Genomic DNA, 23,124 nt, shown 5'->3' with positions numbered 1-23,124 from the left:
AGTGGTTTCAGAATTCTAATTATAAAAACTGTTGGTTAATATGTTTCTATGTGTTTAAACAAGATACATTCCAGCTGTTCACAATGTATAAAAAAACATTCCGCTTGCTATAAAATAGAAGCGGAATGTTCGATTAAAAAAAAACTCAAGTGATGAATCTTTCACAGACTGTTTTCGCAGCCGTATATTTTTAGAATACCCCGATGTAGTGGTTTCCAGGCTTGTTTAATAATTTTGCTCCTTTAGTAACTTTTCCAGAAGGAATATCAATTACATAAATGTTACCGTCTTTTCCAACTGGAGTTACAGCAATGTAGAAGTTGTTTCCATCAACTACAAAACCTTGATATTGACCAAAATCTAAATCAGCATCATAATCAATGCCTTCCACTTTTTGAGCAGTTCTTGCATTTAAATCTAATCTTGCCAAATAGCCTTGGTTTGTGCCGTCAAAAGTATAAACTGCATAAGCAATTCCGTTTCCAACATATCTCCAAGCGTCGATATAACTTCCTTTAACGCCTAAAGCTGTATCTAAACTAAATACATAGTTATCATCGTACTGATTGTTCTGATTGATTCTTAAAATGTAAGAACCTTTCTGAGCATCTCTTTGCGTTGCTTGGTAAATGTTTCCGTCTGTGGCAACAAAACTGTTGAAACTTCTGTATCCGCTCGTATCGCCAAAAGCAACTTTTGAAGTGATTACCACAGGATTTTCTAAAGAAGGATAATCAACCACAACAGATTTAGATCCTAAACGCGTAAACGAACTTTCGTTTTTTGACGGATCAGCAAGATTGGTTTTACGCATCCAAGTTCCAATAATCAATTTGTTTCCTGCTTTGTTTAATGTTGGAGCATCCAAACGGAAAATGTGGTGTCCTTGCGCTTCTTCTTCAGCAGATAACGGAATATCGTATTGCTTGTAAGCAGAAATCAAAGTGTTCTTCATGTCTAAAGACAATACAGTTGCTTTTCCTCTCGTATATTTATAGCTTTTATCCTCGTTTACATTCACAACAGGAGCAGTAACATTTACAGCGATACCAGTTTTATCTCCGTCAAAAAGTTTTACCCATCTCGGAGTTACACCCGCATATTGCGAAATGTTAACTTTTGCAGTTGATTCTACAAAATTATTGGCTCCGTTAACTTTATAAGTCATAAACTCCCCACCATTTGCACCATTGTAAGTAATGTTAAAAAGCGTATTTCCATCAACAGAAGACTGCAAACGAGCTGTTCTGCTAGATTGAACTGGCGAACCTTGATCGTAAACGTTTACAGAAAAGTTAGGATTGATAGCGTTTTCTTTGCTTATAGCATAAATTTTGGTTCCGCCATTTCCGTCACCCGGTTCTGTCTGCATTACTGCGCCCGCTACGGTAATCCAACGGCCGTCTGTTTCTGGGTTAACAGGTTCTGCACTTTTATTATCGTCGCTGCTGCAAGCTGTAGTCAGTGCAAACGCACCCATTAGCAAGCTAGATGTAAATAATTTAAATGTGTTTTTTTTCATCTCTATTGCATTTAAAAATTAGTTATTTATTGAATGATTAAAATTTATTTAAGGTATAGTTGAGTTTTAAATAAAAAGCTCTTCCCGGTTTTTGGGCCGCAAAATTGTCATAAACCTGTTCGTCAAATACATTTCTGGCGTCAAAACTTACCGTAAACTGTTTATTCGGAAAAATATAGCTCAAGCCTAAATCTTGAGGAAACTGGGCTGTAGTTCTGTCCGTTTCGAGCCACGAAGTGTAAAATGGCGCTACATAACCGCAGTAGTAATACAGATTAAGTTCTGATTTGCTCTGAATCACGTTTTTGAAATTGTACTGAAGATTGGCGTTCAAATTAAAGAAAGGTTCATTCGGAAGCTGTTTGTTATAGTTCGGAAGTACATTTCCGTTTTTATCGTATTTGTCTTTAAAAAGCGAATTGAATTTTGAAAGGTTCATACCAGCAAAAAAACGATTGTGGTAGGAATACTGAAATGAAGCTTCAAAACCAACCGATTGCGCTTTGCCTAAGTTCACAAATGGCGAAGCTTGGATGGCTTCATTTACGCGATCGCTAATTTGGCGGACAATTTTATCTTCTGTATTTCTCCAGAAAGCATTACCCGAAACCGTAAATTTGTGGTGATTGATATCGTACGGACCAAAACGCAAGCCGGCATTAAAATTATTGCTCTGCTCAGGTTTTAGGCCAGAATTGCTGATGATGTTTTCTCCAGGATTGCCAAATATTTCATTTTCAGAAGGAAGTCTGATCGCCTTTTCTCCAGAAGCCATAACCATTACTTTTGGAAGAATAGAGTAGGAGGCTGCCATTCCGTATCCATTGTAATTTGTTCTTTTAGATGTAATTACCTCTTTTACTACCTTTTGCCCATTTTCAGTTACAATCTGAGGATCTCTCTGCTCATTTTTCAAATTGTAATTTTTTACAAAAAGATTGGCTCTCAATCGGGATTGAAATGCCGTCATTTCATAAGCAAAGGAAGAAACTGTTTTGGCTAAATCTCGGGTAATGATAAAGTTTCGGGTAATTTCTGGCTGCATCTCATCATAATCATTTCGATCAAGTATGTAAGTCATTACGTTCACCAAAACCTTATGATTTTCATTAATCGTATAATTTAAGCCGGCACGAGTATTAAAAATATCCGACTTCATATGATTGATCGTTGGTGCGCCTTGTTGCGCTCCAGTATTGGTTAAAATAGGCTGGCCATACAGACCAAGCGCCTTTTCGCCATTCCAGTTGTAGTTCCATTTTACAGTATCGTTAATCACATCGTTTCTGTGGCTGTAAACCGAAATAAGTGAGAAGTCAAGATTTTTAACTAAAAAGTCTTTTTTGCTGTAATTCAGACTAAAAACATTAGCTGCCGATTCGCTAAAACGCCCTTTATAAGGTTTTGTCATATATTGTCCGTGCTGAATCTGATTATAGTCTTGCGAGCCGTTGTAGCTGATAAGTAAATTGTCTGCCCAATCAACATTGGTGAAACCAGTTTCTAAACGTCCTCCAAAAGATCGATACATACTTTCAAATCTTTTTGCGCGAATGTATTCGTAACGTCCGTTTGGAGCAATATTGTAAACCCATTTTCCCCAAACTTCATAATCATTATCAGAGTAATTCTGAAATGCATTTGCTTTTACAGTAAAACCATTTTTATCTCTAAAAGAAGCATTAACATTTGATTGGACAGTATTAAAAGAACCATAAGAAACAGAAGCATTCAAACTGTTTTTTGCTCCTTTTTTCAAAACCACATTAATAGCGCCCCCAAGCGAATCATCAGCTAAATAAGCCGGAACAACTCCTTTAAAAACTTCAATTCTTTCAATTAACGCTGGCGGAATACTATTTAAACTAAAAGAAGCGCCATAAGTCTGAATTGGAACTCCATCAATGAAAATTCGAATCGCATTTCCAGACATTCCATTGATATTATACGTTACGGCAGAACCCAAACCTCCATTTTGCCTGATTCTTACTCCGCCAGAACGATCCAATAAATCATTGGTCTGAAGATTTCTTTTTGCAGCTTCTTCCGTATCAATCACATTTACTGCAAAGCCTTTTTCGATAATATCTTTTTTAAAGCTTTTTTTATGGATTTTAACCTCTTTAAGCGCTTTTGGGTCTGTTACTTTTTCTAATGCAATATTAATTTGATGCAACGGACGATTAACAGCTATGTTTACTGTTTTTGGTTTTGCTTCCATCGAAGAAATTTCCAAATCGTAACTTCCGTAAGCCAAACCTTTTATTTCAAAATGACCGTCATTGTCAACGACAACAAATTTTTTTGTTCCCGTAATTTGAACCGACGCCCCAAAAGCAGTTTCATTATTGGTAAAATAGACTTTTCCGGTAATTTTTCCGGTTTGAGACCAGCCAGAAAAAGTCATCATAAAAAAGAGAGCGTAAAGAATTCTCATGTGTAAGTTTACTATTTATCGGATTGCAAACTTATACGATAATTTAAATTTAATCTAAATAAAGGAGTTAGAAGATTATTAGAATTTCAGGAAGCATTCTAATGTTATTTTAATATTGATTTTTTGAATTGTGAATTTTGAATTGTGAAATGTGAGTTGTGAGTTGTGAAATGCAAATTGTGAATTTGTACTTTGTCTTCCTGAGCGATCCCGAAGTTTCGGGAGAGGGATATGCGGAAAGTGAATATGTTTAACCTCGCAATGTCTATAGCTATCGGGAGCAATGCCTCAAATCTTATTTATGAATTGTCTCCAGCTTTAGCTGGAGGTTATTTTTTGGAGGAAATGAAAAGGCTTTAGCCGAAAGTAAGTTTGGCTAAAGCCCTGTATATGTAGATTTTTTCATCCCTCCAGCTAAAGCTGGAGGCAATTCATAACTCATAATTCATAACTCATAATTCATAACTCATAATTCATAATTCATAACTTATAAGGAAAGTTTTTAGACTTAACAATTTTCCCTTTATCAGTAATCAGAACACAATTGTAATCGGGAAATTTCTGAAGTAGAAGCAAGCCTTCTTTCTGGCCTAAAACCATCATCGAAGTGCTTAATCCGTTTGCGGTTTCTGCATTTGGGCCAAATACAGTTACGCTGCATAATCCAGTGGCAGGATAACCTGTTGCAGGATTTATAATATGCGAATAACGTTTTCCGTTAAAAACAACAAACTTTTCATAACTGCCAGACGTCGTGACAGCGCCTTCTTTTAAAGGAATTGCGGCTAAAATCTTTTCAGGCTTAAACGGATTTGTAATTCCGATTTTCCAGTCTTTTCCGTTTGGCTGTTTTCCCCAAGTGCTCATGTCTCCAGAACCGTTTATAATTCCAGCCTGAACCCCTTTTTCAATCATCATGGCACGGCATTTATCTGTTGCGTAGCCTTCTCCTAAAGCGCCAAAACCAATTTTCATTCCTTTCAGCTTCAAAAAAATTGTCGATTCTGTGCTGTCTAGAATAATGTTTTTATAGCCTACTTTCTCCACCGATTTTTTTATGGCTTCTGCCGAAGGCATTTCGGTCATCGAGCCGTCAAATTTCCAGATTCGGTCCATTGCCGCAAAGCTAATGTCAAAACCGCCATTTGTTATTTCAGAAAGTTTAATGGCTCTTTTGGTCAATTCAAACACTTCACGATCTACTTTTATTGGTTTTACTCCAGCATTTTGATTGACTTCAGAAACCTGAGAAGTTGGTTTCCAATCGGAGATTAAGTTTTCAATTCGAGTGATTTCTGCAATTACTTCATTAATATTATGCTCTGCTGAAATCGAATCTTTATCTACAATCGAAATATCAAAACGCCCGCCCATTAGAAGCGTGGTTCTTTTTCGTAGCACCTGCGAATGTGCAGATAAGCAACAAACAGTTACAAAAAACAATGAAATTTTATAGGATAAGAATTTATGCATATTATATTTTTAGAACATTTATGTCGCCCCGCTGGGGCTTTAGCTGCGTTGAATTAAATTTGATCTATAAATATGCCATCCCTCTGGGATTTGTCCGAAATATAAATCGACAATCCAAAATCCACAATCCAAAATCTAAAATCAACAATCTAAAATTCAAAATCAATAACAGTCCGTTAAAAATTGTTTATTGGCTTTATATTCAGAAAGCGTTTTTAAACCTTTTGCTGTGCACAATTCGCTCAAAATGTTCTCTACATCTTTCTGCATCGCAAGTGAACCGCAAATCATAATGACACCATCTTTTTTCAATAAATTCACGAAGAAATTAGCATCTCTTTTAATCAAATCCATTACATAAATATGTTCTGCTTCACGGGATAGCGCCACATGAAAATTATCCAGATGCTCTTTCTGGATCATAATGTCAGCAAATTTTCTGTAAGCCATTAACGTTGGCGTCACCATCCTAAATCCGCTATAGAGATGAAGCTCTTGTTTTGTTTTATTCTGTTCGATCATTCCTAAGAAAGGAGCAATTCCTGTTCCGTTAGAAACAAAAGCCACTTTTGGAGCTTTTTTAGGCAGATGAAAAGCAGGATTTTTAACAATCTGCGCTTTTATTACATTCCCAGGTTCTAAAGCGTTCAAAAAACCAGAACCCAATCCGTTTGGATGCAATTTTACAACCAGCTGAATATTTCCGGAATGATTTCCGATAGAGTAGAGGCGTTCTCTAGAATCGTTGGCAGGATAAATGGCAAGTAAATCGCCAGAGCTAAATTTAGTTCTGGCATTAGATTTTAAAGTCAGAATAAAAGTATGTTCGGTTTCAGAAATTGGCGTTTTATCGAGAACCATAAATTTTTGCAGGCCTTTTGGAACGTGGTTGTATAAAGATGGAGTGGTCGCCAACGGAATTCCAGTTTTTTCACTCCATAATCTTACCCATTCTACAAATTCAACAGCCGATTTGTCATTTACAGTTTTCAGATCTAAATAACGATCTGCCCATTTTTGTTTTCCTAAAAGCTGATCTATTTCGATAGCAAACTGGCAAAAATCGGGATATGATTTTGAACCAAAACCAACCACAGAAAAGTTAATGTTCTGTTCCTGATTCTGTTTTTCAATTAATGCTTTGAATTGCGTTCCGTTTGAAGGCGCGTCTCCCAAACCGTGAGTTGACGTAAATACGACAATGTGTTCAGCTTTAGGATAGGCAGAAAATTTGTTCAATTCGCTGACAAAAACTTTCTGACCTTGATCTATTAATTGTTTTTGGATGGCATTGGCAAATCGGAAAGTGCTTCCATTTTCGGAACCAACCAAAAGTATAAAAGTGCTTTCGTTTGCTTTAAATTTATTTTTTATTCGGCTTGACCTTCTTTTTAAAGTAATGGCAAAACCAGAATAGATAAAGAACAAAATATTGATGCAGGCAATGGCCAAAATAACAGCCCAGATTCCGTTAATTCTTCCTGTGTGAAGATCAAGACTTAATGCCGCAAATTGAGCTGTCATTGGCGAACGTTTTTCAGAAATTACAGCTCCTGTAACCTGATTTACTTCAACTTCTCGGTCTTTTAGTTCAATGATGTAATATTCTTCTGGATCATCTGTAAAAGGAAATTCTATTTTCTTTACATCAGACAATAGAGTGGCATTGAAAATTGAGGCAGCCTTGGCTTTTTCTGAAAATTCTGTTTTTACAGGTTTTGCTTTTTCTTCACCCATAAAAAAGTTGAATCTTTCCAGCGATAAATAAGTTCCTGTTAGTGCAATAATAAGAATCGGAATTAAAGCCAATCTTCCTAAAAGCACATGATAATATTGGGCAAAATATTCTTTGATTATTTTAGAAAAGAAATTTCGGATGCCGCGCTGTCTCTTTAAAACCAATACAAAACCAGAAATGGATATTAGCAATAAACAAAAAGAGATAACACCAACAAAAAAACGTCCTGTTTCATGAAGAAACAGCGAGCGGTGCAAACTTGTAATCCAGTTTATAAATTCGGTTTTCTTTGCTGGAGTTCCTAATGCTTTTCCCGTTTTTGGATCAATGTATGCTTTAATGTCGTTTCCGTCTGCATCAATGGCTTGAAGCGTTACAAACTGATTATAATCTACACTCAATTCTGTAATTTCAGAATACTCTTTCTTTAAAATTGATAGCGTTTCGCCTAGCGTTATTTCATTAAAATTTTCAGCTTTGTACGGAAGTGTTTTTTCCTGAACTGCATCGACTGCCAGAATAATTCCGGTTACCGAAGCCAAAAGCAAAAAAATAGAAGAAAATAAGGCTAGAGCCAAGTGTGCGTAACGCCAGAAAGAAAGAGTCATTGAGTGTATTCTATTATAAAACGTTTAAAGCTTTGTCAAAGTCTAAAACGATGACAAAGCTCAGATTTTAATTCTAAGCACAAAAATAAAATTTGTACTCATTATAAGGTTAAAAAATAATGTGCTTAAGATTATATTTTGTTTAATCTTACATATTTGATGTAGCCTTTACCATCTGTTTTTTCAGCCAAACCTTCTGTTGTAAGCGGAACTTCAAGATCGCTTACATAGTATTTCTGATCTTCAACAGCCGACTCAAAACGAAGTTTGTATCCTTTGTTGATTTTAGAATTTTCAATTTCGATTGTCGTTACACTGCGGTCCCCTCCAGTTACAGAAGCACCAGTTTTAGCGCTGATATCTTCATTTTTCTTTGAGTGGAATTTATTCCATTCTTTCAATGATTTGTACCATTTTTTGTCATCGCCCATTACATAAAGCGTTTTTTCGTATTCTCCATTTGCATTAATCAAAGAAACAACGATATAAGCACCTTCTCCCATATAGTTATTCATTTGAAGCATGATTTTATATTTGCTCGATTGTGCCTGAGATTGGAAAGAAATTAGAAAGATAAAAGCACTTGTAAGAGCAATTTTTAATATTGATTTCATGAAATTTAGTTATAAATTATAATTATGAGTTATGAGTTTTGAATTATTTATGAGCTTCATTTTTAACTCATAACTCAAAACTCATAACTAGTAAAAGTTATTTTAAAAACTCAACGGAGATATTATTTTTGGTAAGCAGTTCATTTTCTTTAGCCAGAGCATAAGCCGTTTCATCAAACTCTGTGCTGATGTCTTTTTTAGCTCCTGCAGCAACTAAATATTTTAAAATTGCATCATCTTTAGAAGTCATCGCCGCTCTGTGCAAAGCCGTTAAGCCATCTTTATTTTTTGCGTTGATGTCTACTTTTAAATCGGTAATTTTTTTAAGAAGCGAAACATCGTTTTTAGTAATGGCTAAATGATACAAAGTGTTTCCATCTTTTTGAGGAGCGGCTAAGTTTAATCCTTTGTCTTGAAGTGCTTTTGCTTTTGCATCAAAAGGATCGGTTGCCGCTTTTTCTCTTCCCGCAGGACGATAAGACTGTACTAGATAAACGCCTAAATTATTTCCGTCTTTATCTTTTACATTTACGTCGGCACCTTTAGCCAAAAGTAAATTTACAGCTTCTGGAGATCCGTTTCGTACAGCAAATGTCAAAGCCGATTCTCCTTTAAGATTTTGAGCATTGATGTTTTTAAGTTTTGGAAGGAAAAGTTCTAAAACTCCCGCTTCTTTTGCAGATGCAGCAGCCATTATTGGCGTATTTCCTTCTTTATCGGCTTTGTTTACATCAACTCCTTTCGCTAAGAAATATTGAATAATTTCTGTCTGATTTGGTTTTCCTGCCAAAATATGCAGCACATTTTGTCCTGCTTTGTTTTGGGCAGCTGCTTTAATTTTTACTTCTTCAACCAAATATTTATAAGTTTCAAGAGTATTGGTTTCTCTTCGGCTTCCTTGCGCAGCAAATAGAAGAGCAGCATCAGTCGGTTTAATTCCTTTTTCCAAAAGTTTTTTCAAAAGAGCAATATTTCCAGACCTAGCAGCATAAGTAAAAGCAGTGTTACCGTCACTGTCAACATCTTTTAAAGACATTCCTTTTGTAGAAAAATATTCAGCAGCTTTTAAATCTTTGTCAGATGCAATTGCCAAAAGCAAAAGGTTGGCACCGTTTGCATATTTTTTTGTCGGATTAAGGCCAGCTTTAAAGAAGGCATCGTACATTGCTGGATTTGATTGTCCGTTTGAAGCGGCAAAATCAGCAGGAGCTGTTCCGTGGCTGTCTTCAAAGTTTACGTCAGAACCTTTATCTATTAAATACTGCACCAATTCGGTGTTGCCTCTATAAGCCGCCCAGTGCAAGTAAATACGATTATCATGAGTCAATTTTGCGATTGAATTTCCAGGCTGCTCGGCTAAAAATTTGATTGTTGCAAAAGGAGCATCATTATTAATAGCTAAAGTCGTAACATCAAACGCATTGGCATTCGCTTCAGCTGGATTATTTCCTTTAGCTATTTCCGCCTGAACCGTTTCAACAGTTGGAGCACTTTTCCAAAAAGCGGCATCCAATAGCGAGTTTTTTTGCTGAGCACTTACAAACAAAGTCGCAGCAAATGCAAAAGAAACAAAAAGATTCTTTTTCATATTTCGATAATTTATGGTTATTGAGTTGTACAAGATTAATTTATTCTTTGGAAAATCTATTCTATTTAGAATAAATAAAAATAAAAGCAAATGTAAAAATTAATAATCTTAAACCAAGAATAATTTGCTGTAAAAAGGAATTTTGGGTTCAGTTTTGCGGAAAATTAAGAATTGCTTAAGTCAATTTTAATTTTGTTCTAATTAGAGGTGTATTGAAAGTTTTTTTTAGAAATATTTTTTTAATGAGCTTTGAAATTGATTTCGTGAATATTTACGCCATTATATGCTGATTTTGTAATGTTTTCTAAGTTTCTTATAGAAGGCTTGATTTTAAATAATTGTTATAAAGGAAGTTATACTTTTGGGTAATGCAAAATTATTTAGAATAATTATTGATAAGAAGCGTTTTTTTTCAATTGAAAATGCTTTCCGAATTTCCAATTTCAAAAGCCGAATGTTGATAACTGCTTTTGCTTCTGACCCGAAAATGCTCATTTTTTCATGTTGATAACTTGACTTTAATTTTAGTGAAAATGCTAGTTCATTGCGAATTACAAGAAAATATTTTCCTGTTGATAAGATTTCTACAATCACGGTTTTTTGGAGTTTTAAAACTGTTGATAATTGGACAGATTTTTAACATCTAAAACTAGACAAAAGAATAACTGTGGGCTAAATTTGTATTTATAGAAATCACGCTGATACCACCCCCCAACTTAAGCGCTCGTATTTCTATTTCAAAATAGTCACTTAAAACTCTATATAGTATGTCAATTTTCGATAAAAGAATCAATTATAAACCTTTTGAATATCCTGAGGTTCTGCAATTTACCGAAGCAATTAATAAAGCTTACTGGGTACACACCGAAGTAGATTTTACTGCCGATACGCAAGACTTTCACGCGCATTTAAATCTGGCTGAAAAAACGGCAATTAAAAATAGTTTATTGGCAATTGCACAGATTGAGGTAGCCGTAAAAAGTTTTTGGGGCAATATATACGAGCATTTTCCAAAACCAGAATTCAATGGGTTGGGGACTACTTTTGCAGAATGCGAATTCAGACATTCAGAAGCTTATTCTCGTTTGTTGGAAGTTTTAGGCTATAATGACGAATTTGAAAGATTATTGGATGTTCCTGTAGTGCGCAGACGTGTAGATTATCTTTCGAACGTGCTGAAAGACACTAAATCTCAGGACAACAGAAAATATATGGTTTCACTGATTCTGTTTAGCATTTTAATAGAAAACGTTTCATTGTTCAGCCAGTTTGCCATTTTGCTGTCATTTACAAGATTCAAAGGATATATGAAGAACGTGAGCAACATTATTGCATGGACTTCTATTGACGAGCAGATTCATGCCAATGGCGGAATTTACATCATTAATAAAATCAGAGAAGAATTCCCAGAATATTTTGATGCTGAAACTTTAGAATTGGTAAGAGAAACAGTTAAAGAATCAATTGGTGTTGAAGCTGATATTTTAGACTGGATTTTTGAAAATGGACCAGTTGAAACCATAAACAAAGAAGATTTGGTAAACTTCATGAAATTTAGAATTGACGAAAGTTTAAAACAAATCAATATCGAAACCATTTTTAATGTTTCTCCAGAAGAGTATTCAAAAATGACTTGGTTTGAAGAAGAGGTTTTTGCAAACAGTCTAGATGATTTCTTTGCAAAACGTCCTGTAGAATATACAAAACACGATAAAAGTATCACTGCAAACGATCTTTTCTAATACAAGCCTATAATACATTATGAATACAACAGACATAAACCCTGAAAATAACAATTTTGAACCGCAAAACGGCACTAAAATGTGGTGGAAAAATTCTGAAAGCGAGCAGATTTTAAACCGCGGCTATCTTTTAAAAGGAGAAACCGTAGAAGGAGCAATTGATAGAATTTGTGCGGCTGCCGCTAGAAGGCTTTACAAACCAGAATTGAAAGAATCTTTTGTTGAAATGATCGAAAGAGGCTGGATGAGTATTAGTTCGCCAGTTTGGGCCAATATGGGTACAGAGAGAGGTCTTCCGATTTCTTGCTTCAATGTGCACGTTCCAGATAAAATCGAAGGTATCACTCATAAATTGGGAGAAGTAATTATGCAGACCAAAATTGGGGGAGGAACTTCTGGTTATTTTGGTGAATTACGCGAGCGCGGAAGCGCTGTAACCGATAACGGAAAGAGCAGTGGGGCGGTTAGTTTCATGAAGCTTTTTGATACCGCAATGGATACCATTTCGCAAGGAGGCGTTCGTCGTGGTGCATTTGCAGCTTATTTGGACGTTGACCATCCAGATATTGAAGAGTTTTTGAAAATTAAAAGCATTGGAAACCCAATTCAGAACTTATTTACCGGAATTTGTGTGCCAGATTATTGGATGCAGGAAATGATTGATGGCGATACGGAGAAAAGACAAGTTTGGGCAAAAGTATTAGAAAGTCGTCAGCAAAAAGGATTGCCTTATATCTTTTTTAGCGATAATGTAAATAAAAGCAAACCGCAAGTTTATAAAGATCAAAATCTTCGCATTAACGCCAGTAATTTGTGCAGCGAGATTATGCTTCCGTCAACTCAAGATGAATCATTTATCTGCTGTCTTTCATCTATGAATTTGGAATTGTATGACGAATGGAAAGATACTGAAGCAGTTAAATTGGCGATCTTTTTCTTAGACGCCGTTTTACAAGAGTTTATCGAAAAAACCGAAGGCAACTATTATCTTGCTGCAGCCAATAAATTTGCCAAAAGACACCGTGCGCTTGGTTTAGGAGTTTTAGGGTGGCATTCGTATCTGCAGAAAAATATGATTCCGTTTGAAGGAATGGAAGCTAAAATGAAAACCACAGAAATTTTCAAGCATATTAGTGACAAGGCAGATAAAGCAACGCAGGAATTGGCTAGAATTTATGGCGAACCAGAATTGCTAAAAGGCTACGGAAGACGTAATACAACCACAATGGCAATTGCGCCAACAACCTCTTCTTCTGCAATTTTAGGACAGACTTCGCCAGGAATTGAACCTTTTAGCAGCAATTATTACAAAGCAGGATTGAGCAAAGGTAATTTTATGCGTAAAAATAAATATCTGAAAAAACTGCTTGAAGAAAAAGGTTTGGATAACGAAGAAATCTGGAGAGGAATTATGCTGAATGGCGGAAGCGTGCAGCATATATCGCAGCTTTCTCAAACTGAAAAAGATGTGTTTAAAACCTTCAAAGAAATAAGCCAGTTGGAGATTGTACAGCAGGCGGCAATTCGCCAGAAGTTTGTGGATCAAGGTCAGAGTTTAAATCTTAATATTCCAGCCGAACTTCCAATAAAAGAGGTAAACCGCTTAATGATTGAAGCTTGGCAGTTAGGAATCAAAAGTTTGTATTACCAAAGAAGCCAAAGCGTTTCTAAAGAATTAGTAACAAGTCTTGTTTCTTGCAGCAGCTGTGAATCATAAAAGTGAAAACCGGATCTTAAATTAGATTCGGTTTTTTTATTTGGAATGTGTCGAAAGGTTTCATGCAGATTTTACAAGATTTAAACTGATTAAGATATGAATTGCCTCCCGCTTTAGCTGGAGGTAAAAAAGGAAAGCAAGAAGGCTTTAGCCAAATTCAAAGTTTGGCTAAAGCCTTTTACATTAAAAAAAAACAGCTAAAGCTGGAGGCAATTCATACAAAGAAAAATAATTGAATTCGAGAATTGCTTCGCCTGTTAGCTATCGTTTGGGTCGTGGTTTAAAAAAAAAAACTTAGCGTCTTAGTGGCAAAAAAAAAATAACGCTAAACCTTAGACTTCAACCGACTCAAAGTTTCTTGAGAAATATTAATGTAAGAAGCCACAATTTTATTAGGCAGCCGCTTTACAATAGCAGGATTTATTTTCAAAAGCTGGTTGTATCTTTCTAAAGCATCCATTGTGGTAAAAGACATTAATCGATTGGCATTATTCACATATGCTTTTTCCAGATAATTGCTGTAAAATTCGCGCCATTGCGGAATTATTTCCATCAAATGATTAAAATCTTCATGAGAAATGGTCAGCAATTCTGATTTCTCTACAACCTGAATATTTTCAAGAGCTGGCATTTTAGTGATAAAACTAACCAGTGCCGTCGCAAACTGATTTTCGAAAGCAATATATCGGGTGGCGTCTTTTCCTTCTTCATTGATAAAAAAGATGCGCAGACAGCCTTTAGCAACAAAAAAAGTTTCTTGACTGATTTGGCCTTGAGCAAGCAGAATTTCATTTTTTTCTTTTTTAACAAGTTTAAAATAGGAGAGAATGGTTTCTAAATCTTCATCAGAAACGTTTATGCTTTTTCGAATGGAATTGCCAAGCTGTTGGTATATCATATTTATTTAAAATGCCCAAAATTTAGTTTTAACACATAGAAATAGCTCTATATGTATTATTCGAATTAAAACGTCTTTTGTAAACTTCTAAAAGCTGTTTTTTAATGTGTTAAAAAACAATTTCGGCAAACGGATTATTTATAATCTCTAACGAATTTGCGGTAATAAATAATATCTTCAATAGATAAAACTACCAAATCATGTTCTTGTGCAAAGCTAATGATTTTGTCGAGTTTAGCCATGCTGCCGTCTTCGTTCATCAATTCGCAAAGCACAGCTTCGGGTTGTAAGCCAGCCAATTTCATCAAATCGACACTTCCTTCGGTATGGCCATTTCTTCCTAAAACGCCATGATCGTTCGCTCTAAGCGGAAAAATATGGCCAGGTCTTGCTAAATCTTCCGATTTTGCATTTGCTGCTACGGCTGTTTTTATAGTGGTAATTCGATCTTGTGCCGAAACTCCGGTTGTTACTCCATTTTTTGCTTCAATTGTAATCGTAAAAGGAGTTTGAAAACTGCTCGTATTTTCTTTTACCATGTACGGAAGCTCCAATTGATCTGCCTTTTCATTTGTTAGGCAAAGGCAGACAATGCCGCTGCATTCACGAATCATTAAGGCCATATCGCAAACGTTCATGTGCTGTGCAGAAAATATAAGATCGCCTTCATTTTCACGGTTTTCATCGTCGGTTACCAAAACACCTTTTCCGCTTTTAAGCTGTTCCAAAGCATTTTCGATACGTTCTTTACTCGAAATTCCAAATTGCGCTAACGGACTTAATTCTGTACTTATCATAAAAACTTTTTAGAAATAATTTGAAGCAAATCTAAAGCTGTTTACAACCAAAAAGTTTGATATAAGTCAATAAATTGATATTCTATTTTTTTAATGCTAACCAATTTAGTTGTCATAAAATCTTAATTTAGTACCCAAATTCCATAATCCTAAATCAATAAATACCGCCAATAAATGGAGAATATTACCGTAATCATTATGCTGCTTTTCGGTGTAGCTTTTCTTAGTCTTGTTAGTAAAAGATATAATTTCCCGATTCCGATTGTTTTGGTTTTATGCGGTGTTGTAATCAGTGCTGTGCCAGGACTTCCTGTGATTGCTTTGAGTCCAGAAATTGTGTTTATTATATTTTTGCCGCCACTTTTGTATCACGCGGCATGGCACACTAGCTGGTCCGATTTCAAGCAGTCAATTCGTCCGATAACTTTTGCCGCTGTAGGCTTGGTTTTTTTTACGACAGGATTAGTTGCTGTTTTTGCGCATTGGCTAATAGATGATATGTCTTGGCCGTTAGCTTTTCTGCTTGGCGCAATTGTTTCGCCCCCCGATGCGGTTTCTGCAACAGCCATTACAAAAGGTTTAGGGCTTAATCCTAGATTGATTGCTATTCTGGAAGGAGAAAGTTTGGTTAACGATGCCAGTGGTCTTGTTGCATACAAATATGCCCTTACAGCAATTACAGCAGGGAATTTTGTTCTATGGCAGGCAGGGTTAAATTTTGTGCTAATGTCGGTTTTAGGCATTGCAATTGGTTTGGTTGTTGGTTACATAATGTTCTATATCCATAAAAGATTTGTTTGCGATGATATTATAGAGGTGACGCTTACTTTGCTGACGCCATTTGCTTCTTATCTGCTTGCAGAGCATTTTGAAGGTTCTGGAGTTTTGGCTGTGGTAACGACAGGTCTTTTTCTAGCGGCTAGATCAGGGACAATTTTTTCTCATGAAAGCCGAATTATGACGAATACGATTTGGGATGTTTTAAACAACATTTTGAATGGTTTGATTTTTATCTTGATCGGACTTCAGTTGAGGCAGATTATTGCAGGAATCAGCAATTACTCTGGAAATTCGTTATTTATCTGGGGAGCAGTTATCAGTATCGTAGTTATTTTAGTGCGCTTTTTATGGGTTGTTCCAGCAACGTTGATTCCGAGAATAATCAGTAAAAGGATTCGTGAAAAGGAAGCTTTTGACTATCGAAATATGATTATTTTTGGCTGGTCAGGAATGCGAGGCGTTGTTTCTATGGCAGCGGCTTTGGCACTTCCATTAATGCTGAATAAAACCGAAGAATTTCCGCTTCGAAATTTAATTATCTACTTAGTTTTCTGTGTTATACTTTCAACTTTAGTCATACAGGGACTTACGCTTCCGTGGCTGATCAAGAAATTGAAAATTGAACGTTATTCGATACTTGCAGAGGAATACAACATTAGGAATGTAATTGTTTCAGAAACTATCGCGCATATAGAAGATAATTTTTCATTGCTGAATGACGAATTGCTCCATAATATTAAAAGCAAATACGAAGTAAAATTTAATCGTCTTCAAAAGACAGAACTTCCCGCTAATTTCTTTGGAAACGGGAAACTCCTTGGTGGAGAAATTTTTAATGATTTCACTAAAATCCAAATTGATCTGCTAAATGTAGAACGGGCAAAATTAGAATCCATGCATAAATTGGGTTCTGTAAACGAAGAAATTTTCCGTAAAATAGAAAAAGAATTAGATCTTGAAGAAACCCGTCTGTGGATGGAAATGTATGAGGAAAATTAATTGTTAATGGTGAATTGTAAATTGTTAATGGCTTATGGCTATAAAAAAACTTTGTCAAAGTTTTGAACTTTGACAAAGTTAAAGTTAGAAATAGTCCTCCTTTTAGAATTTTAAAAAAAAATCTCGACCAATAAAATCATTTACAATTCACCATTAACAATTCACAATTAAATTACGTTCATTTTCTGCATTAAGAATGTCGCGCTTTTATTTTTGCATATTCCGTTTCTAAGTTTGTAATCGAAATGCAGATCGTTGTTTTGAATCCCAACTTCAAAACATTGATTGGTTAAAATTTCGGGGTATTCATTGGTAGTTAGGCAAACTTCGATATCGTGAGTAGCTATGGCTCCGATTGCTTTTTTAGAAATTATTTTCTTCACCACTTCAATTGTTCCGTTTCTTTTGTCATCGGAATTTGTGCCTCTTAAAATCTCATCTAGTAAAACAAAAGCAGGCTGATTTTCAAGCGCATCCATGATTTGTTTTAAACGTTTAATTTCAGCAAAAAAGTAAGATTCGCTATCCGATAAAGAATCGGACAATCTCATTGAAACCAATACTGGAAGTGGATGAACTTTAGCTTCTGATGCACAAACTACTGAACCAATTCCGCTAAGCACCATATTAATGCCTAAACTTCTTAAAAACGTACTTTTACCTGACATATTAGAACCTGTCAAAATCACAAAAGATTGAGGGTAAAATTGCGTGTCGTTGCCAATTCTTGTCGCAGGATTTAGCAGCGGATGGCTTAGGTTTTTAAACTCAATTTGATAGTCTGAATTGATTTCAGGAAAAACGAAATCGTCATTGTTATACGCCAAATTTGCCAGACTGTTTAGTGCTTCAATTTCGCCAATTATAGCAATCCAATGATTCATTTCTGAAGCATAATCTTCTTTCCATTTTAACAATGCTCTTAAAACGTGCAGATTGAATAAGAATGTTCCGTTGAATAAAGTTGCTGTAACAAAATTGCTTATCGTATTCATTCTAGAAAATAGCTCAGAAAGCTGTTTCAGATGCTGGCTTGCTTTTGCATTTTTAAAATTAAGCTGTGCTTGAAGATTCTTTAGTTTTTTAGATTGGAATGATTCAGTCTCAATTTTTTCAATCAACAAGCTGTATTGTTTTATAATGCTGTCGACATTGTCTGCTTTTGCAATTTCCGATTGGATTCTTTTTACAGCTCTTCCCAGAACAATTAAATTAGCGATAAAGACATAAGTTAAATAAGAAAGGATAATGGTTTTTGAAGTAATAAAATAAGCAGCCAGAAACCCAAAAAATGTTACAGGAAGAATAAATGATAATGCTACTAAAACTTTAGGTAATGAATTGTTTGTAAATGAAATCCAATGTTTTATAGCCTCATATGATTGTTTGGAATCTTGACTAATTATTGCCAATGCCTGAAATTCTTGTCTCCAATCGATTTTGTTTTTTAATTCATTTACGGCTTCCTGATTTTCTAAAATCTCACTTTGCGGGAGCGTATGGAGCAATAGTTCTGCTAGTGTTTTTTTTCCGATAAAAGAAGCCGTTCGGTTGAGATTTTGAAATAAAGAATGTTCTCCAAAAATATCCAGATCGTAAGCGTACGGATGATGAAAATCGATGAACTCGGCTCCATTTTCAAAAGGTGTTTTTTCTCTTTTTAAGAAAGCAATTTCATTCTGATTGATTTTTAGAAGCGTTTCTGCCAGTAATTTTTGAAATGACAATCGCGAATGTATTTTCATTAAAACAATAAAACCAGCAAAAGATAAAACAGCCAGGATCACATAAAACATTTGGTCTGTTTTGATGTAGTAAAACATAAAAAACAAGAAAAGACCAATGCTTAATAGCCTCAAAAGGCTTATACTGTTGTATTTTTTGTTGGTTTTATTATAGAGCTCTGAGTATTTTGCAACGTTGTCTGGATATGCTTTCATTCTATTATTTTGCTTGAAATACAAATATAGCTTTTAAGTCACAAAATCATCAATATTGTCATTTAATCTTCGTGCATTACCAAAATAGGAATATGCACTTCTTTTGATATTTTTTTGCTGAAACTAGAATCAAAAAGACTTTCAAAGAAAGAACGTTTGTGCGTAATTGTGGTCAGAATATCAATGTCTTTGTAAAGCACAAAATCAAGGATGGTTTCTTTTACGTCATCGCTTGGCAGCACTAAAAATTCAACATTTTCTCCTGCAAATTCTTTCTCAAATTCTTTTCTGATTTCCTCTGTAACATCAGAATTAGACGTTTTTACATATAAACTTTTAACTTTCGCATCAGTTTTTTTGGCGATTTTCAAGATTTTTTTCAGCTCTTTTTTGTCTTTCTCTCGATAGCGTGTAGTAAAACCGATTGTTTTTACTTTTTTGAATTTTGCATCGATAGGAACACATAAAACAGGCACTTCAACTCCCGAAATTACAGATTCGGTATTAGAACCTGTAAAGAATTTCGTCCAGTCAGATACGCTGTTTGTACCCATAATGACAAAATCGATGTTGTCTTCTTCGACCGCATTTTTGAGATTATAAATAAGATCGCCATCCATTAAACGGTGTTTGATCGCAATGTCTTCTAAATTGCGTTCAGCAGCGATAGTTCTTAGTTTCGGAATTTCATCCTTAAACATTTCAAATTTTGCAAGCTCGATTGAACTGTATATGGAAGCATAATTCTCTGGAAAGAATTGGCTGTCGTAAACAGGAATCTCGAATGTATGAAGTAAGATTAATTCGGCGTTTACAACTTTAGCAAATTCTAAAGCATGAACAAATGCATTGGTGGCAGCGTCAGAGAAATCGGTTGGAAATAATATCTTTTTCATAGTATTTAAGATTAAAGTTTGTCTCTCAAATTTACTCATTCTGCGAAGAAAACAACCTGACATTTATCAGTATTTTAACACTTAATGATTTATTAATCTTAATTAATTTGAAGATTTCGGGTAGATATGGAGCAAAATTAACCCAGAAAAGAAATTGAGCGTTTTTTTATACCTTTGCAGCATGATAAATCAAGATTCTATAGTTGCTTTGGCTACGCCTTCGGGAGCTGGAGCTATTGCCATAATTCGTATTTCTGGAGCCGATGCCATTACCATTGGCAATTCGGTTTTTAAATCGATTAAAAACAAAGATTTAACCAAGCAGAAAACGCATACACTTCACTTGGGGCATATTGTTGATGGGAGTAAAACTTTAGATGAAGTTTTAGTTTCGGTATTTAAAGGCCCAAATTCCTATACGGGAGAAGATACGATCGAAATTTCTTGTCACGGATCGACTTATATCCAGCAGCAGATTATTCAACTATTGTTGCGAAATGGCTGCCGAATGGCCGATGCGGGTGAGTTTACGTTGAGGGCTTTCTTGAATGGAAAGTTAGATTTGTCGCAGGCAGAAGCAGTTGCCGATTTGATTTCGTCAGATAATGAAGCTTCGCACCAAATTGCGATGCAGCAAATGCGCGGCGGATTCAGTAATGAAATTGCTAAACTTAGAGAGGAGCTTTTGAATTTCGCTTCTTTAATCGAATTGGAATTGGATTTTGCAGAAGAAGATGTTGAGTTTGCCGATAGAACGCAGTTTCATGAATTGCTGAACCGAATTGAATTTGTTTTAAAGCGTTTGATTGATTCGTTTGCGGTTGGGAATGTCATTAAAAACGGAATTCCAGTTGCGATTGTGGGCGAACCGAATGTTGGGAAATCGACCCTGCTGAATGCTTTGTTAAACGAAGAAAGAGCCATTGTTTCTGATATTGCCGGAACTACGCGTGACACCATTGAAGACGAACTGGTAATAGGAGGAATCGGATTTAGATTTATTGACACTGCCGGAATTCGTGATACCAAAGATGTTGTCGAAAGCATCGGAATCAAGAAAACCTTCGAGAAAATTGACCAGGCTCAAGTGGTAATTTATTTATTTGACGGATTGAAATTCCAAACTTCAAGTTCTGAATTTGTAAATGAAATTGAGCAGATTAAGAATAAATATCCGCTAAAACCGCTAATTATTGTGGTGAATAAAAAAGATATTTTATCTGCTGATGAAGTAGCCAATATTACCAGTCAGTTAGAAAATCTAAATGCGAAACTATTATTAATTTCTGCAAAAGAAAAAATAGGAGTAGAGGATTTAAAAAATGAATTGCTGTCTTTTGTAAATACAGGAGCACTTCGCAATAACGAAACGATTGTTACCAACACAAGACACTACGATTCTTTATTGAAAGCTTTGGATGAAATTCAAAAAGTAAAATTTGGTTTAGAATCAGACCTTTCAAGCGATCTTATGGCGCTTGATATCCGCGAGGCTTTATACCAATTCGGGCTGATTACAGGGCAAGTTTCTAATGATGAGCTGTTGGGCAATATATTTGCTAATTTCTGCATCGGAAAATAGAGGGCGTAAATAGATAAAAGCAAAAAAAATAAAGGGCTAAAATGTTAATAAGTAATGTTTTAGCCCTTTTTTCTTGGATTGTTTCTCACCAGCAAATATTTTGTTCAAATCTGCATATTAATGTGTTGAGAAGTGTAACGGCCGTTAAAAAGCAGAAACGAATTTTCCCTGCTTTTTATGTATCACCAACGTAATTTATGTAAACAATATTTTGACTTGGCTATTTTAATGTTTTTCGTAATGCAAATCAGCTGTTGTTTTCATTCTCGAGCTGTCTTATAAAGTCAACAGGTGATTGCCCAGTAACTTTTTTGAAAGTGGTGGTAAATCTGCTGTGGGAGGAAAATCCGGAAAGATCTGCAAGATAGCTTATTTTATATTTCAAATAGCTAGGGTTGTTACGCAGACGATCGACGATATAATTAATCCGTAATTCATTGATATAGCCAGCAAAATCTTTTTCGGTATTCTTGTTGATGACATAGGAAAGATAGCGGTGGTTAATGCCAAGTTCTGCCGCTAGAGTAGTTAGAGATACTTCGCTATTGAGATAAAACTGCGCTTTTTCAGATTCTTTCAGACTGTTTAAAATACTATTTTCTGTAGCTTCAGACATATACTCTTTGCCGTTGTCTCTGCGCTGCGAAGAATCTTTTTTGAAAGTGGCTTTACTGATAATGCTATTGAAGTTTTTGAAATCCTGTCTTCTTCTATAGGAGAAAAAAACAATGGTAAGCAATACGGCTGAACTGAATACAGACGCCATAACCACAGTACTTTTTTTATACTGCGATTGGCTGTTGATATGATTTTTACGCAGAGTTTTGATCAGATCATCGGCAATAATTTTTCTGCTTTCTTCCTCATCTTTATGCAGTTTCAGATTCAATTCATTATAAGCAATGTATTTCCTGCTGTCGCTATTCTTGTAAAAAGCCATCATTGCATTATATACTTCCTGCTTAAGGATGAAAAAATTTGACTGATTGGCTATCTGTTCAGCCTTATTATAGTTTTGAAGCGCTTTATTTGAGTCTCCCTTTTCACGGTAAACGTTTCCTAAGCCGTTTAGAATAAAACCTTTCAGAGGACTTTCTGAAGATTGTGATTCTTGTAGTTCTTTTGTAGCCTTTGCATAATAGAATAACGCTGAATCTGCTTTGTTTAATGAAAGATAATTTTTGGCGATAAGCTCGTCATTTACTGCGGTATTGAAATTGACGTCTATCTCTGGACCTGCTTTTTTAAAGAGAATATTTCCATCTTTAAGCTTTTCGATTGCCTTAGAGTAGTTGAATGAATTCATTTCATAATAAGCGATTTCTTGGGAAAGGTTCCCTTGAAACTTATACATCTCTGCTTTGTTTTCAATATTTCTGCTTGCTTGTACCGCTTTATTGAGATATATCTTCCCTAGACTATAGATTTCATTTTCTCTGTGAAGCGTAGAAAGAAAGCCGTTAATTCTGGCCATTTGCGTGTAGTTCTGATCGGATGAAGCGATACTATCGGCTTTTTTGAGGGCAGCAATCGCTTCATTGCGTAAACCGTATTGTCGGAGCAGCGTTGCTTTAAGCATTCCGGCTTTAATACGTTCGTTGTTGTTCTGCGCTATTTTATAAAGATAATCGGTGTTGCTTAATGCTTTTTTAGGATTTGAGCTTAATAAAACCTGAGCGGTTTCGGCAAATACTTTATCGTACTGGGAGTTTTGCGAGTAGCTGGGCCGGCAGAAAATAAAAATGAATAATAATAAAAGAATGGATCTTAAGTACATGTAACTAATGGTAAAA

General features: G+C 35.4%; 15 protein-coding genes. 4 read left to right on the top strand and 11 right to left on the bottom strand.

Annotation, left to right across the window (positions count from 1 at the left end; translation table 11 throughout):
* Window positions 1-190 precede the first annotated feature (190 nt).
* From N4T20_RS17185 to N4T20_RS17160, 6 genes are all read right to left on the bottom strand, one after another.
* Window positions 191-1,522: a hypothetical protein gene (locus N4T20_RS17185; RefSeq protein WP_260670348.1), complete on the bottom strand. Its 1,332-nt coding sequence runs from the start codon at window positions 1,520-1,522 to the stop codon at window positions 191-193.
* 37 nt (window positions 1,523-1,559) lie between these two features.
* Window positions 1,560-3,959: a TonB-dependent receptor domain-containing protein gene (locus N4T20_RS17180; RefSeq protein ID WP_260670347.1), complete on the bottom strand. Its 2,400-nt coding sequence runs from the start codon at window positions 3,957-3,959 to the stop codon at window positions 1,560-1,562.
* 480 nt (window positions 3,960-4,439) lie between these two features.
* A complete protein-coding gene (locus N4T20_RS17175; RefSeq protein ID WP_260670346.1) occupies window positions 4,440-5,432 on the bottom strand; it encodes an FAD:protein FMN transferase in 993 nt (330 codons plus the stop codon).
* A 162-nt stretch (window positions 5,433-5,594) separates the two neighbouring features.
* Entirely contained in the window at window positions 5,595-7,778 is a 2,184-nt protein-coding gene (locus tag N4T20_RS17170) for a PepSY domain-containing protein (RefSeq protein WP_260670345.1), read from the bottom strand.
* Window positions 7,779-7,909: 131 nt separating this feature from the next.
* Window positions 7,910-8,392 carry a DUF2271 domain-containing protein gene (locus N4T20_RS17165; RefSeq protein ID WP_260670344.1) on the bottom strand — a complete coding sequence of 161 codons (483 nt, stop codon included), beginning with the start codon at window positions 8,390-8,392 and terminating at the stop codon, window positions 7,910-7,912.
* Window positions 8,393-8,489: 97 nt separating this feature from the next.
* On the bottom strand, window positions 8,490-9,980 hold the full coding sequence (locus N4T20_RS17160) for an ankyrin repeat domain-containing protein (protein ID WP_260670343.1): 1,491 nt from the start codon (window positions 9,978-9,980) through the stop codon (window positions 8,490-8,492).
* 767 nt (window positions 9,981-10,747) lie between these two features.
* On the opposite strand from N4T20_RS17160, the gene N4T20_RS17155 reads away from it, so the two are divergent.
* A complete protein-coding gene (locus N4T20_RS17155) occupies window positions 10,748-11,722 on the top strand; it encodes a ribonucleotide-diphosphate reductase subunit beta (protein ID WP_260670342.1) in 975 nt (324 codons plus the stop codon).
* 19 nt (window positions 11,723-11,741) lie between these two features.
* Entirely contained in the window at window positions 11,742-13,439 is a 1,698-nt protein-coding gene (locus N4T20_RS17150; RefSeq protein WP_260670341.1) for a ribonucleoside-diphosphate reductase subunit alpha, read from the top strand.
* 325 nt (window positions 13,440-13,764) lie between these two features.
* On the opposite strand, the gene N4T20_RS17145 is transcribed toward N4T20_RS17150, so the two are convergent.
* Window positions 13,765-14,337, bottom strand: coding sequence for a Crp/Fnr family transcriptional regulator (locus N4T20_RS17145; protein WP_260670340.1), 573 nt, complete (start codon window positions 14,335-14,337; stop codon window positions 13,765-13,767).
* A gap of 134 nt (window positions 14,338-14,471) precedes the next feature.
* Entirely contained in the window at window positions 14,472-15,134 is a 663-nt protein-coding gene (ribB, locus tag N4T20_RS17140; protein ID WP_260670339.1) for a 3,4-dihydroxy-2-butanone-4-phosphate synthase, read from the bottom strand.
* A 174-nt stretch (window positions 15,135-15,308) separates the two neighbouring features.
* Between ribB and N4T20_RS17135 the strand changes: the two genes are divergently transcribed.
* Window positions 15,309-16,913: a Na+/H+ antiporter gene (locus tag N4T20_RS17135; protein WP_260670338.1), complete on the top strand. Its 1,605-nt coding sequence runs from the start codon at window positions 15,309-15,311 to the stop codon at window positions 16,911-16,913.
* 167 nt (window positions 16,914-17,080) lie between these two features.
* Here N4T20_RS17135 and N4T20_RS17130 read toward each other — a convergent pair whose 3' ends face one another.
* Window positions 17,081-18,853 carry a MutS-related protein gene (locus tag N4T20_RS17130; protein WP_260670337.1) on the bottom strand — a complete coding sequence of 591 codons (1,773 nt, stop codon included), beginning with the start codon at window positions 18,851-18,853 and terminating at the stop codon, window positions 17,081-17,083.
* 62 nt (window positions 18,854-18,915) lie between these two features.
* Window positions 18,916-19,749, bottom strand: a complete 834-nt coding sequence (locus N4T20_RS17125) for a universal stress protein (RefSeq protein WP_260670336.1) — start codon at window positions 19,747-19,749, stop codon at window positions 18,916-18,918.
* Between the two features lie 181 nt (window positions 19,750-19,930).
* On the opposite strand from N4T20_RS17125, the gene mnmE reads away from it, so the two are divergent.
* Window positions 19,931-21,331 (top strand): tRNA uridine-5-carboxymethylaminomethyl(34) synthesis GTPase MnmE, encoded by a 1,401-nt coding sequence (mnmE, locus tag N4T20_RS17120; RefSeq protein ID WP_260670335.1) that lies wholly within the window; start codon window positions 19,931-19,933, stop codon window positions 21,329-21,331.
* A gap of 247 nt (window positions 21,332-21,578) precedes the next feature.
* Here the strand turns inward: mnmE and N4T20_RS17115 are convergent, their stop codons facing one another.
* Entirely contained in the window at window positions 21,579-23,108 is a 1,530-nt protein-coding gene (locus N4T20_RS17115) for a helix-turn-helix domain-containing protein (RefSeq protein WP_260670334.1), read from the bottom strand.
* Between the last annotated feature and the right edge of the window lie 16 nt (window positions 23,109-23,124).

The organism is Flavobacterium sp. TR2 (assembly GCF_025252405.1).
GTDB lineage: Bacteria > Bacteroidota > Bacteroidia > Flavobacteriales > Flavobacteriaceae > Flavobacterium.
Note: the sequence above shows the minus strand (reverse complement) of the source record. Positions and strands in the feature narration are given on the sequence as shown.

What these genes read in the sequence shown, in the direction of transcription:
- N4T20_RS17185 (WP_260670348.1), bottom strand. Translation starts at nt 1,522, where the DNA reads ATGAAAAAAAACACATTTAAATTATTTACATCTAGCTTGCTAATGGGT.
- N4T20_RS17180 (WP_260670347.1), bottom strand. Translation starts at nt 3,959, where the DNA reads ATGAGAATTCTTTACGCTCTCTTTTTTATGATGACTTTTTCTGGCTGG.
- N4T20_RS17175 (WP_260670346.1), bottom strand. Translation starts at nt 5,432, where the DNA reads ATGCATAAATTCTTATCCTATAAAATTTCATTGTTTTTTGTAACTGTT.
- N4T20_RS17170 (WP_260670345.1), bottom strand. Translation starts at nt 7,778, where the DNA reads ATGACTCTTTCTTTCTGGCGTTACGCACACTTGGCTCTAGCCTTATTT.
- N4T20_RS17165 (WP_260670344.1), bottom strand. Translation starts at nt 8,392, where the DNA reads ATGAAATCAATATTAAAAATTGCTCTTACAAGTGCTTTTATCTTTCTA.
- N4T20_RS17160 (WP_260670343.1), bottom strand. Translation starts at nt 9,980, where the DNA reads ATGAAAAAGAATCTTTTTGTTTCTTTTGCATTTGCTGCGACTTTGTTT.
- N4T20_RS17155 (WP_260670342.1), top strand. Translation starts at nt 10,748, where the DNA reads ATGTCAATTTTCGATAAAAGAATCAATTATAAACCTTTTGAATATCCT.
- N4T20_RS17150 (WP_260670341.1), top strand. Translation starts at nt 11,742, where the DNA reads ATGAATACAACAGACATAAACCCTGAAAATAACAATTTTGAACCGCAA.
- N4T20_RS17145 (WP_260670340.1), bottom strand. Translation starts at nt 14,337, where the DNA reads ATGATATACCAACAGCTTGGCAATTCCATTCGAAAAAGCATAAACGTT.
- ribB (WP_260670339.1), bottom strand. Translation starts at nt 15,134, where the DNA reads ATGATAAGTACAGAATTAAGTCCGTTAGCGCAATTTGGAATTTCGAGT.
- N4T20_RS17135 (WP_260670338.1), top strand. Translation starts at nt 15,309, where the DNA reads ATGGAGAATATTACCGTAATCATTATGCTGCTTTTCGGTGTAGCTTTT.
- N4T20_RS17130 (WP_260670337.1), bottom strand. Translation starts at nt 18,853, where the DNA reads ATGAAAGCATATCCAGACAACGTTGCAAAATACTCAGAGCTCTATAAT.
- N4T20_RS17125 (WP_260670336.1), bottom strand. Translation starts at nt 19,749, where the DNA reads ATGAAAAAGATATTATTTCCAACCGATTTCTCTGACGCTGCCACCAAT.
- mnmE (WP_260670335.1), top strand. Translation starts at nt 19,931, where the DNA reads ATGATAAATCAAGATTCTATAGTTGCTTTGGCTACGCCTTCGGGAGCT.
- N4T20_RS17115 (WP_260670334.1), bottom strand. Translation starts at nt 23,108, where the DNA reads ATGTACTTAAGATCCATTCTTTTATTATTATTCATTTTTATTTTCTGC.